The sequence below is a fragment of the Stenotrophomonas sp. KH_052 genome, assembly GCF_057838755.1.
On sequence record NZ_CM174475.1, the window covers coordinates 3,220,352 to 3,232,537 of the forward strand.

Below are 12,186 nucleotides of genomic sequence, written 5' to 3' on the forward strand. Positions count from 1 at the left end.
GCCGTTTTTGTTTGTGCGTTGGGTAGAGGCCGACCCTGGTCGGCGCTGCTGGTTCGTGCCAACCAAGGTTGGCACCTACCGAAGTGTGTCTGCGTCAGGGGCTCGGTGCGAATTGCAGGCGGGTCCACACACCGTAGTGGTCCGAGGCCCAGCGGCCGCTGTCGTCGGGCTGGTCGAACAGGATCTTCGCCTCGCGCGCCACCATTTCATCCTGCTGGAAGAAGATGTGGTCGATCCGCGATGGCGCCTGGTAATAGTGGCGGTTGAGTGTACTGACCCCGGCCAGGTCGGTGTTGACATGCACGCTGCCGTAGCTGTCGCCATAGCGGCTGCGCAGTTCGCTCAGATCGCCGGCATCCACCAGCGCGTTGAAATCGCCTGCGATCACCACCGGTGCCGCAGCGGAAGTGGCCGTGATGAAGCGCAGCAGATCCTCCACCTGGGTGCGACGGATGCGTTGCCCGCTTTCATCGCTGCGCTCATTGAGATGGGTGGCATAGACGTTCACTGGCCTGCCATCGACGTCGATGCGCAGATGGGCGACGGTGCGGTAGTCATCCAGCGGCAGCAGCAGGTGATCGTTCCGGGCCAGCACCGGGCGCCGGGTCAGCAGCGCATTACCATAGCGCTTCGGGGCCCCGACCGGATCGGTGGAAACGAACAGATACGTGTAGCCGAGCTGGCTGGCCAACCACTGCGCCTGGTTGCGCAGGGTACGGCGCTGGATCACCTCCTGCAGGGCAATCGCATCGGGCTGCAGGCGCTTGAGTTCGGCAACGATGCTGCGCCGGCGGCTCGGCCAGTCCTCGCGATCATGATGCAGATTGAAGGTGACCATGCTCATGCCCGACGCATGGGCGGTATCGGCCGGCAACGTCGTTGCCGGCGTTGCCGCCGCCATCGCGAGGCCTGGCAGTGCCAACGCGACGGCCAGCCCAAGGGCACGCACGACCGTGCGCGCCCTCGTCCCCTGTTGCTTCATTGTTACTGTCCCTTGCGTTCGGCGCGGCGTACCGCGCTTGGCACTTCAATCTCGACCCGTGCCGGCAACTGGTGCACGTGCAGTTCCTTGTTGACCCACTCGGCCGTTTCGCCGTTGATGGTCGCCTCGCCCGGATCACCCGCGTATGGCCACGGCAGCACCACGCCGCCGACCGGCGGCACCAGGCCCGGTTGCACCTCCAGCACCAGCTGCTTGTCGCTGCGCTGCAGGCGATAGTTCAGCTGGCCCTGCGGCGTGCGCAGGCCCTGCACGGCAATGCCCTCGCCCTGCAGCCACGCGCTCGGCACGCCCGCGGCCAGCACCAGCGCGTCGTCCATGTCGCGGTGGTAAGCAAACATGTCCAGCGCCGAGCGCACGAAGTCCGAGGCCACCCAGGCATGCGGCAGGTCGCCGACGAAGAACGGCTTGCGCGGCGTACGCGAGACCACTTCGGCCCACTGGTTCCAGGCCTGCGGTGCGCGATCCTTGAAGAAGAACTCGGTGGCCTGCCAGGCACGGTCGCGCCAGCCCAGGCGCACGAACGCGGCCACGTTGCGCCACTCGTACGGGGTGTAGTCCTTCCACTCGCGCTTGCCGTCGCGACGGGCAACGAACTCGTTCCAGTAGCGTTCGAAGGTCGCCTCCAGCGCCTGCTGCGGCAACCTGCCCTGTTCGCCGCCCGGGGCCAGTGCGATGGTGGTCGACGTCGCGTCGAAGTCACCCAGCTCGGCCGAACCCGGGAGATAGTCGATGTTGTGCTGCTGCATCGCCGACAGCAGCGACGCCTGCAGGTCATCGCGGAACTGGTCGCGCGATTCGGCAATCTGCATCGCCTCAACCTTGCCCAGCTGGGTGGCCAGCTGCGCCGCATCCTTGTAGCCGCGCAGCGCCCAGAAGTTGTCCCAGTACGAGTGCATCGGCTTGGCCGAATAACCCTCGTGGCTGATCGACGCCGGCATCATCCCGTAGAAGGCAGGATTGCGCGCGCGGTTCTCCTCGGTGCGTTCGCTGGCGCGCAGCTGCTCCATGTAGCCGTAGGCGCCCTGCACATGCGGCCACATCAGCTCGGTGAAAGTACTGTCGCCGGTGTAGCGCCCGTACTCGGCGATGCTGTAGATCAGCTCGCCATGGCTGTCGTTCTCCGGCACCGGGTCGCTGCCGCGTGCATCGACGCAGCACGGCACCTTGCCGTTCTCGAACTGGTAGGGCGCGTACCAATTGATGTAGTCGCGCACCGCATCGCTGCGGCCCATGCGCAGCAGGCCTTCGGAAATCATCGCGCCGTCTCGGATCCAGCTGCGCGCATATGACCGCGTGCCCGGCTGCAGGCGCGGGCCAACACGCGAGATCAGCATGTGCGCGACTGCAGTACGCAGGGTATCGACCAACGCCTGGCCGGCGGCCGGCACCTGCAGCGACACCACGCCCAGTTTCTGTCGCCACTGTTCGGCCACCTGCGCCTGTGCCTTGGCCACGTCCAGGGCCTGCGGTGCCCAACCACCGGTCTGCGGCAGCACCACCGCCACTTCGCGGCTCTGGCCGGGCTCCAGCTTGATCGTGTACAGCAACGCTCCGGAGGCCATGCCGGTGCTGTCCTTCACCATCGTGGTGGCCGGATACTTCCCCTCCGCCAGATGCATCGCATCCAGCTTGCCGTCGAAGGTGCTGGCGAAGCGTGCGTCCGGCACCTGCAGCGGATAGATGCGCGGCTCGCCATTGATCCGCACCAGCTGCTCGCCGACATCCAGCGCATCGATACGGCTGAAGCCACCGACGGTGTTGAGGAACTGTGTCGGCGGGTTGACCTGCCAGGGACGGATCGCCAGCGCCAGGGTGTACTCGTGCGCGACCTTGTCCGGGTTGCTGAGACGATAGCGGCCGATCAGCTGCGCGCGCTCGGGAGTACCCTGCACGAAGCTGGTCACCGCCAGGCCGGCCTTCTCATGCACCCAGTCGACGTTGGCGATCGGCAGGTAGTGGTCCTGCAGCGATTGGGTGATGGCAACCTTGGACCAGTCCAGCAGCTTGCCATCGAGGCGGATGAACGGTTCGATGCTGAAGCTGCCCTTGGCCGGCTCCAGTGCGCCGTCCTCGCTGATCAGCGCCTGCTCCTGGCCGCCATCGAGGCCCAGCAGGGTCCAGTACGGCTGCTCGCCCACGTAGGCACGCGGCAGCGACCCGCGCGGCAGGTCGGCGGCCACCGAAGACAGGAATGCGTTCGGGGTCGCGGCGAAGGCCAACGGCTTGAGCGCGATATCACGGATGCCGTAGCGCCAGTTCGGGCCATCCTGCAGGTCGAAGCGCACGTAGCGTGCATCGGTATCCGGCAGCGCCAGCCAATCACGGCCACCGGCACCACTGGTCACCTCACGCACGGTGCGCCAGTCACGGCCATCCTCGGACGTGCGCACGGTGTAGCGGCGGGCCTCCAGGTTCGGCAACCAGTCGATCACCGCGCCACCGATCTCGCGGCTCTTGTGCAGGTCCAGGCTGATGGTCTGCTGCTTGACCCCGCCACTGATCCAGAAAGTATCGCTCCTGCCGTCGATCATGCGGTCCTGCAGCGCCATCGCGGTATCTGCGATCACCGACGGCACCAGCGCCGAATCATCCTGCGGCGGCAGGCCCTGCAGGGTCAGTTTGTCGAAGCACACCGTGCCGCGCCCACCGACCTTGCTGTAGAGGGTGAATTCCACCGCCGCGCTGCGCGACATCTCCTTCTCGGGCGACGGCCCCCAGGCCTTGTCGATCTGTCGGCGGCGGTACTCGACCGGTGTCCACGCCTTGGGGAACGCATAGCCGGGACGGTTGACCCACCAGACGTTGTCGCCGCTGGCGTCGATCAGCTTGAACTGCAGGTCGTTGCCCGGCGAGTCACCGCGCAGCTGGAAGCCGAAGCGATAGTTGACCGGGTATTCGATGTTCAGCGCGCGACGGATGCCGACATAGCCGGAAACCTTGTGGAAGTCGTAATCCAGGCACAGCGCGCGGCCACCGCCGGCACCGCTGACCGGCCGCAACGAACCGCTGACCTGGTCGGACAGCACCAGCTTCCAGGCACTGATGTCGTCGAAGTCGTCCAGCACCTTCGGTGCCGGCAGCGCCGGTGGTGCGGCGATCGCCAGGGAGGTCCACAACAGGCCCAGTCCAACGGCGATCGCTCGCTTCATCCTTTGACGCTCCCCAGCAACAGACCTTGGATGTAGTACCGCTGCAGCACCAGGAACAGTGCCAGCACCGGAACCACGGTGACCACCGCGCCAGCCATCATCATCTCCACGTCCATGATGTGCTCGCGCGAGAGGGTGGCCAGCGCCACCGGCAAAGTGTAGTGCTCCTGGTCGGTCAGCACGATCAACGGCCACATGAAATCGTTCCATGCACCCATGAAGGTGAAGATGGCCAGGGTCACCAGCACCGGCTTGAGCATCGGCAGCACGATCTGGAAGAAGATGCGCAGCTCCCCTGCCCCATCTATGCGCGCCGCTTCCAGCAGTTCGTCCGGGATCGAACGCGCGTACTGGCGGACCAGGAAGATGCCGAACACGCTGGCCAGCGCCGGCACGATCACGCCGCCGAAGCTGTTGACCAGGCCCAGCTGCTTCATCAGCAGGAACAGCGGCAGCATCGCCACCTGTGCCGGGATCACCAGTGCGGCCATCAACACCTGGAACAGGCGTTCGCGGCCGACGAAGTTCAGCTTGGCGAACGCATAGCCGGCCATGGTGTTGAGCAGCAGCGAGCCGAGGGTGATGCCCACCGACACCAGCAGGCTGTTGGCGAAGTTGCCGCCCATCCCGGTGCGCGCGAACAACTCATGGTAGTTGCGCGTGGTGATGCTGGACGGCAACAGCGGCGGTGGGAAGTGGGTGGCCTCGCCCTGCGGCATGAACGAAACCGAGAGCATCCACAGCAGCGGCGCCAGGCTGACCAGGGCCAGCACCAGCAACGCACCATTGATCAACCACGGGTACCAGCGCGACTGGCCGATTTCACGACTCATACCAACTGCCTCTTGCGGCCGAAACGCAGCATCACGGTGGTCACCGCCAGGATGATCAGGAACAGCAGGAACGCCACTGCAGAGGCGCGTCCCAGGTTCCACCACTTGAAGCCTTCCTCGAACATGAAATACAGCACGCTGACGGTGCTCTGCAGCGGGTCGCCACGGGTCATCACGTAGGGTTCGGCGAACAGCTGGAAGTAGCCCGAGACCGTGATCACGCCAACCACCAGCAGCACCGGGCCAAGCATCGGCAGGGTGATATGCAGGAACTGCTTCCAGCGCGAAGCGCCGTCGATGCGTGCGGCCTCGTACAGGTCATGCGGGATCGCCTGCAGGCCGGCCAGGAAGATCACCATGTTGTAGCCGAAGTTCTTCCACACTGCGAACAGCATGATGGTCGGCATCGCCCAGTTGGGATCACCCAGCCAGTCGATCGGGCTGATGCCCAGGTGGCCCAGGCCGTAGTTCACCAGGCCGTAGCTGGTATGGAACAGGTAGCGCCAGATCACCGCCACTGCCACCAGTGTGGTCACCACCGGCGCGAACAGCGCGGTGCGGAACAGCGCCTTGAAACGCGCGGCAGGTGCATTCAGCAGCATGGCTGCGCCGAGCGACACGCCGATCGACAACGGCACGCCGATCAACACGAAGTAGGTGGTGTTCCACAGCGACTTCCAGAACATCGGCGTCTGCAGCAGATCGATGTAGTTGCCGAGGCCGACGAAGCGCAGGTTGCTGCTGTCGGCCAAGGCATACAGGTCGAAATCGGTCACGCTCAGCGCCAGCGCCGAGGCGACCGGCAGGCCGAAGAACATGCCCAGCACGATCAGCGAGGGACCGGCGAAAACCCAGCCGGCAAGCGAGGTACGTTTCATTGCGCGCTCCCGGCGGCCACGGCACTGCTCGATTGCGGCGACGGCACGCGCTGCTGCAGGCGTTGTTGTTCATGCATCCAGCGGCGCTTGGCCAGCACCTTGTCCACGCGCTGGTCCAGCTCTTCCACGGCCTTGTCCTGCGCCAGGCCACCACGCACCACCTTCTCGGTGACGATGCGCATTTCCTGCACGATGCGCTCCCATTCAAGCACCTTCGGCGTCGGCTTGACCCGCTCCAGCTGGTCACGGAACGCAGCGGCCAGCGGATCGTTGGCCAGCGACGGCGCGTTCCAGGTACTGCGGCGCGGCGGCAGGTCGCCGATGATCGAATGGAAGCGCGCCTGGATTTCCGGTCGCGACAGGAACTCGATCAGCTTCCAGGAGGCTTCCTTCTGCTGCGACTTGCGGAAGATCACCAGGCTGGTGCCACCGGCGATGCCGGCGCCCGGGCCGTCCGGACCCGGCAGCGCGGCGGTGCCCCACTGCCCTTCCAGCTCCTTCGGCTGCAGCTTCTTGAACTCGCGGATATTCCAGGGGCCGGAAATGTAGAACACGTTGAAGCCACGGAAGAACTCGTCCCAGACGTTGGAGATCTGCGTCTCGGACATCTTCGGCGCCCAGCCCTGCTCGAACATGTTGGCGTAGAAGCCCAGTGTGCGACGGAAGCCGGGGCTGGAGAAATTGCCACGGGTGTCGTCGTCGCGCAGCAGCGGATCCGGCTGCTGCAGCGCCAGCGACAGTTGCTGCTCGAACTCGTTGATCGGCATCAGCACCGCATAGCGGTTCGGGCCCTGCATGCGCTTGATCGCCGCCATCTGCTCGTTCCACTCCTGCCAGGTGCGCGGCGGGTGGTCATAGCCGGCCTTGGCCAGCAGGTCCTTGCGGTAGTAGATCAGGCGGGTATCGACATACCACGGCACGCCGACCAGCTCGCCGTGGATCACGTTGGTATCCCAGATGCCCTGGAAGTAGTCCTTCGGGTCGACCACGGCCGAGCGCTGCACGAATGGCTGCAGCGGCGTCAGCGCGTCGAGTTCGGCGAACTCCGGCACCCAGGTGTTGCCGAGTTGGCACACGTCCGGCAGGCCGTCGGCGGCGAACGCGGTCAGCAGCTTCTCGTGCGCGGCCGTCCACGGGATGTTCTGCACATCCACCTTGATGCCAGGATTCTCGGCTTCAAACTCGTGGATCAGCTCGCTGACCACCTCGGCTTCGCGGCCCATTGCCCAGAAGCGCACGGTAGTGGTGCCCGGCTCGGTGCGGGCGCAGCCGGCCACGGCCAATACGGCCAGGGCAGGCAGCGCCCAGCGGCGCAGGCGGTCGATCCAGTTCGGCATCGGGTTACTTGCCCTGGCCTGTGGTGCGGTTGGCATTGTTCTTCTGTTCCTGCGCGGCAGCCGCGCGTGATTCGGCGATACCCACCGCGCGTGCCGCCGCGGCCTTTTCGTCTTTCTGCAGTTCCAGCGGCTGGAAGGAGCCTTCCGGTGCCAGCCAGCCACCACTGAACCCGGCCCGCTCCAGGCCCTTGCGGATGTACGGGTTCTTCTTCATCACTTCCCAGACAAAGTCATCGCGGTAGTTGGCGATCATGGTCAGGATCGGGCCCTGGTCGATGGCGATGTAGTCGCTGGCGACCCAGCCACGATCCGGCACCAGGCGACCGGTCTTGATCGGGATGTCGTAGTTGAAGCTAGGGTTGAACGAATCCAGGAAGCCGTAGCTGGAATAGATGTAATCGCCAAAGCGCTTGTGCATCTCCAGCGTGGCCGGGATCACCTGTTCCGGGGCGAACACCACCGAGGCGATCGCGGCGGTGGGGGCAATGGTGCCGTCATCGAAATTCTCGCGCAGGCCGGCGCCGCGCGAGGAGTAATGGCGGAACTGGCGCTGCTCGCCGCGGTAGTCCTGGGTGGTGTTCTGCGGTCCGTCACTGGCAGTCAGGCCCCACACGTTCTCGCCATATTCCTTCCACTGCATCGGGTTGGCGATGGCGTACTCGCGCTGGGCCAGCGCGGCCGAACGGCTGTTGAGGAAATAGGTGCTGCCGCGCTCGCGCATGTACGCGTCCTGGATGTCGCGGAAGTCGATCCAGACGTGGCTGTACTGGTGGCCGAACAGCGGGCCGAACGACAGGTATTCCTGGCCCTGGTACACGCCCCAGTCGTTGTCGTAGGTGCGTGTCCACACGGTCCACGCATCCGGGCTGACCGGGTGCGTTGGCGAACCCAGGGCGAGGATGTAGACCATCATCGCCTCGTTGTAGCCCATCCAGTCATGGTCGATGAAGCCACTCTCCGGGAACCAGCCCATCGAGATCAGCGGCGCACGCTGCTGCAGCCACGGCCAGTCGACCTTCTTGTACAGGGTGTCGGCGATCTGCCGGATTTCCTTCTCGCGCGGATCGTCGCCGTCGTAGTACGACTGTGCGAACAGCACGCCCATCATCAGCAGCGCGGTATCCACCGAGGACAGTTCAACCCAGCTGTCGTAACGACGGCCTTCCTGCATGTCCAGGAAGTGGTAGTAGAAACCCTTGTAGCCGGCCTTGCCGGTGCGCTGCGGGCCCATCGGCACATCGCGGAAGAACTTCAGCGTAGTCAGCGTGCGGTCGATGGCCTGGTTGCGGCTGACCCAGCCGTTCTCGATGCCGATCGGATAGGCGGTCAGCGCGAAGCCGACCGAGGCGATGCTGGCGAACGGCCGCGACGGATAGCGGTCCGGGGTCAGGCCGTTGATTTCATTGGTGGTGTCCCAGAAGAACTGGAAGGTACGGCGCTCGATGTCATCGAACAGCGGCGGCAGGACCGGCTTCATCGGCCGCGGCGGCGCGTCGGCCTCGATCAGGATCACCGGCGGCCGCGGCTTGGCAGGCTCCTGCTGGGCCGGCTGGCAGGCAGCAACGGCCAGGCTCAACGCCGCGGCGGACAACAGATGGCGTGCCTGCATGGCGCGGTTCCTCCGGTGGTCTGATCGATGGGAAAGCATACCGTCCAATGATCTGAAATCGTTTACAAGATTCGTTCTTAAAAAACCACGAAAAACGTGGTTTGACACCGCGATCATTGCCCACGCCGCTGCCCCCTGTCCGGCAGCGGCGTGGGCAATGGACCGGCGCGGGGCCGGCCATTGCCGTTTTTTCATCCTGCCGATGCCGCCGGCGAACCGGCGGCATCGGGGTATTGCTTCAGGCGGATCCGCTTAGAAGCGGAAGCCCACTTCCGCCTTGATCTGACGCGGCGTACCGATGATTTCGCCGGTCTCGTTGTAGCTGGCCTGCAGCTTGCCGTTGGTCTTGACGTAGTTGTAGGTGGAGAAGTTGTCGAAGTTGAACACGTTGATGATGTCGATACGCGCGTACAGCTCGGTATCGCCCGGCATCTTGAACGTCTTCGTCGCCTGCAGGTCAACCGAACGGTAGCCGAAGATCTTGCCACCCACCAGGAACTTGCCGGTGGCGTTGGGCACGGCCGCCTGCGGAGTCGGCAGGGTGTAGCCGCTGGCCTGCATCACCGGGTACCAGTCGTTGACGGCGGTCGGGGTTGCCAGGGTGATCTTGCCACCGAAAGTGATGCCCCAGAAGCCCGCGTACGAACCGGTCACCACCAGGCGGTGGCGCGGTGCGCCGTTGGAGCGGATGGTCGGATAGTCACCGATCAAACCGCGGTCAAACGCGTACTTCTCGTTGATGTCGCGGTTGTGGCGGGCGGTGGTCCAGGTGTAGGCAATCGAGGTGCCCCAGCCACTTTCCTTGGTGAACGGCTTCTGCGCCGACAGCAGGACCTGGGTGGCACGGGTCTTGATGCCCTGCTGGCCAATGATCAGGCTGCCGAAGCCCGGCACGTTGCAGCTCCACGCCTGGCTCAGGCCCGGGTCGCTGCCGCCGCACAGGCGCGGGTCATCGAAGAACTGGCCGGTCGGGTAACGGTTGCCCAGGGTGAAGGCGAAACCGTCGTAGCTCAGGGTACGTGCGATGGTCGCATCGGTCAGCCACTCGCCGATCCGGTTGCTCATACCCAGGCTGAACTGGTCCGAATACGGCGCCTTCAGCTTGTTGTTCAACAGATCGACTTCCAGACCGGCATTGCTGGTCGCACCGACCAGCGACTGCAGGTTGCCGATACCGTTGAGCAGGTTCGGGTTCCAGTCATAGCAGGCGGCCTGGCCGTTGATGCAGTTGCCGGTGGCCGGGTTGCGGAAGTAGATGGTCGGCTGCGGCAGGGCCAGCTTGGTGGTTTCCAGCTGCAGGTTGTCGAACAGGTCACGGTCGTAGGAACGGCCGGCGCCACCGTGGATCACATGCTGCTCGTCGGCATTGATGTCATACGAGAAGCCCAGGCGCGGCTGCCAGGCATCCTTGAATGCTTTGCGGTTATGACCGTTGCTGATGTAGTCGCTGATGTCCAGACCGCCCAGCGCCAACGAATCAGCGTAGGTCTGGCCGGCAGGCGCACGCGGATCCTGCGAATAGATGGCGTCGACCACCTGCTGCGGGGTTACGAAGTTCAGGTAGGTCGGGGTCTTTTCGTAGTCCCAGCGCAGGCCGATGTTCAGCTGCAGGTGGTCGTTGACCTGCCAGTCGTCCTGGATGAACACGCCGTACTGCTTGGACTTGGAACGGACTTCGCCGGACACTCCCGACACGCCGGTTACCGGCTTGACGAACTGCGCCTTGTACGGAATCGAATCCGGGAAGTCCGGATCGCCCAGGGAGTAGGTGAAGGTCGGGTTGATCTGTGCCGCATCGGAGGCGTACAGGTCGATCTGCTTGTACTTCACGCCCATCTTGATGGTGTGGTCGCCGGCCCACTGGATGCCATCCAGGGTCAGGTTGTCTTCGATCGACCAGCCCTTCTGGCCCTTCACCTGCGAATCCAGTGCCGAGGCGCCACCAATCTTCACCACGGTGCGGTCTTCGGGACCGTCCGGCGCGGTGTAGGTGATGCCGTTGGCCAGGGTCAGCGGGGTCGGGTTGTTGAACGAATCTTCGTGGGTGACCATCAATTCGTTGTAGTAGCGCTCACCGCTGTGGTTCCAGCGCAGGGCATAACGACGGTCGGTGTTGACCACTTCACGACCGGCCTGCGGCGAGGTCTGGCCACTGAACTGCGACTGGGTTTCGTCGCGGTCCTGGAAGGTCAGCTCGATGCGATCATTGTCGGTCGGCTCGAAGTCGATCTTGGCGAAGATCAGGTCCTGCTGGAACGGCTGGCTGGCCGGGCCAAGACCAGCGGCGCCGGCGGCCGGCAGCAGACCTGCAGCACCGGTGACCGCGCCATCAGGCGCGATGGTGACCGGCAGGTCGAAGCGCTTGGCTTCGTAGGTCACGAAGAAGTGGGCCTTGTCCTGGATGATCGGGCCACCCAGCGCGAAGCCGTATTCCTTCTCGGCCGAATCCTCCTTGCCCTTGTTGGGCTGGCGCTCGGCCGGGGTCATCGCGCGCATGCTGTCATTGGTGTAACGGTAGAACGCTTCACCCTTGAACTCGTTGGTACCGGACTTGGTCGCGGCGGTGACGGCAGCACTGGAGACCTGACCGTACTCGGCCTTGTAGTTGCCGCTGATGACCTTGTACTCGCCAATGGCCAGCTGCGGGAACGGATTGCCGGCGCTGCCGGACTGGCCCGCCACGCCGCCGCCCTTCACGTAGCTCTTCTGGCCCACGCCGTCGATGTAGACGTTGGTGCCGTCGGCATTGGTGGCACCGCCGCGCAGCGAGGTGTTGCCCTTGGCATCACGGGTGAAGATCAGGCCCGGCACCGCGTCGGCGAATTCCAGGAAGTTGCGCGAGACCTGCGGCGTGGTCTGGATCTGCTGCAGGCTGACGGTCTTGCCGACTTCGGACGTGCGCACTTCCTGCAGCAGGGTCGGCGCGACAACGTTGACGGTGTCCAGGTTGGTGGCCGCGGTCGAACCCGGGGTACTGCTGGCGGCACCGGCGAAGTTCAGGGTCGCGGTCGAGGCCACGGTGACGGTGACCTTCTGGGTCTGGCCATTGGCGACCACGTCGTAGGTGCCCGGGTCCAGGCCCATCAGCGAGTAGCTGCCATCGGCACGGACGGTGCCGCGACGGACGGTGCCGGTGGCCACGTTGGTGGCGGTGACTTCAGAACCGGCTTGGGCGCCGGATACCTGGCCGCGCAGGCTGGCATTGGCCGACTGCGCCATGACGTTCGGAGCGGCGGCCAGCATCAGGCAGCTGACCAGTGCGGTGCTCAGCAGCCGGCGCGCCGGCGTGCGGAAGGTGGTGTGCATCATCAACTCAATCTCCGGGTGGCGGTAACCGCTCGCGCGGTCCCTGCGATCAATCAAAAAAGAAGGAACGC

Annotated in this window: 7 protein-coding genes; all 7 read right to left on the reverse strand. The window is 64.8% G+C overall.

The window, feature by feature from the left end; genetic code table 11:
* Nucleotides 1-94 precede the first annotated feature (94 nt).
* The 7 genes from AC3ITW_RS14870 to AC3ITW_RS14900 all read right to left on the reverse strand — a co-directional run bounded on the left by AC3ITW_RS14870 (nucleotide 95) and on the right by AC3ITW_RS14900 (nucleotide 12,118).
* Complete coding sequence (locus AC3ITW_RS14870) at nucleotides 95-982, reverse strand: endonuclease/exonuclease/phosphatase family protein (RefSeq protein ID WP_100434996.1); 888 nt, start codon at nucleotides 980-982, stop codon at nucleotides 95-97.
* A 2-nt stretch (nucleotides 983-984) separates the two neighbouring features.
* Nucleotides 985-4,152: a discoidin domain-containing protein gene (locus AC3ITW_RS14875; RefSeq protein ID WP_197584974.1), complete on the reverse strand. Its 3,168-nt coding sequence runs from the start codon at nucleotides 4,150-4,152 to the stop codon at nucleotides 985-987.
* Entirely contained in the window at nucleotides 4,149-4,985 is an 837-nt protein-coding gene (locus tag AC3ITW_RS14880) for a carbohydrate ABC transporter permease (RefSeq protein WP_006378064.1), read from the reverse strand. Before AC3ITW_RS14880 ends, AC3ITW_RS14875 begins: the two co-directional genes overlap by 4 nt.
* The gene (locus AC3ITW_RS14885; RefSeq protein ID WP_032129770.1) at nucleotides 4,982-5,863 is read right to left on the reverse strand and encodes a carbohydrate ABC transporter permease; all 882 of its coding nucleotides are present in this window, start codon (nucleotides 5,861-5,863) and stop codon (nucleotides 4,982-4,984) included. Before AC3ITW_RS14885 ends, AC3ITW_RS14880 begins: the two co-directional genes overlap by 4 nt.
* The gene (locus tag AC3ITW_RS14890; protein ID WP_489389678.1) at nucleotides 5,860-7,200 is read right to left on the reverse strand and encodes a sugar ABC transporter substrate-binding protein; all 1,341 of its coding nucleotides are present in this window, start codon (nucleotides 7,198-7,200) and stop codon (nucleotides 5,860-5,862) included. Before AC3ITW_RS14890 ends, AC3ITW_RS14885 begins: the two co-directional genes overlap by 4 nt.
* Before the next feature lie 4 nt (nucleotides 7,201-7,204).
* Nucleotides 7,205-8,809, reverse strand: coding sequence for a glucoamylase family protein (locus AC3ITW_RS14895; RefSeq protein ID WP_010486724.1), 1,605 nt, complete (start codon nucleotides 8,807-8,809; stop codon nucleotides 7,205-7,207).
* Nucleotides 8,810-9,061: 252 nt separating this feature from the next.
* Nucleotides 9,062-12,118 carry a TonB-dependent receptor gene (locus tag AC3ITW_RS14900; protein ID WP_489389679.1) on the reverse strand — a complete coding sequence of 1,019 codons (3,057 nt, stop codon included), beginning with the start codon at nucleotides 12,116-12,118 and terminating at the stop codon, nucleotides 9,062-9,064.
* Nucleotides 12,119-12,186 lie beyond the last annotated feature (68 nt).

Bases quoted from the DNA above. Each gene is read 5' to 3' on its own strand.
- AC3ITW_RS14870 (WP_100434996.1), bottom strand. From the start codon at position 982: ATGAAGCAACAGGGGACGAGGGCGCGCACGGTCGTGCGTGCCCTTGGG.
- AC3ITW_RS14875 (WP_197584974.1), bottom strand. From the start codon at position 4,152: ATGAAGCGAGCGATCGCCGTTGGACTGGGCCTGTTGTGGACCTCCCTG.
- AC3ITW_RS14880 (WP_006378064.1), bottom strand. From the start codon at position 4,985: ATGAGTCGTGAAATCGGCCAGTCGCGCTGGTACCCGTGGTTGATCAAT.
- AC3ITW_RS14885 (WP_032129770.1), bottom strand. From the start codon at position 5,863: ATGAAACGTACCTCGCTTGCCGGCTGGGTTTTCGCCGGTCCCTCGCTG.
- AC3ITW_RS14890 (WP_489389678.1), bottom strand. From the start codon at position 7,200: ATGCCGAACTGGATCGACCGCCTGCGCCGCTGGGCGCTGCCTGCCCTG.
- AC3ITW_RS14895 (WP_010486724.1), bottom strand. From the start codon at position 8,809: ATGCAGGCACGCCATCTGTTGTCCGCCGCGGCGTTGAGCCTGGCCGTT.
- AC3ITW_RS14900 (WP_489389679.1), bottom strand. From the start codon at position 12,118: ATGATGCACACCACCTTCCGCACGCCGGCGCGCCGGCTGCTGAGCACC.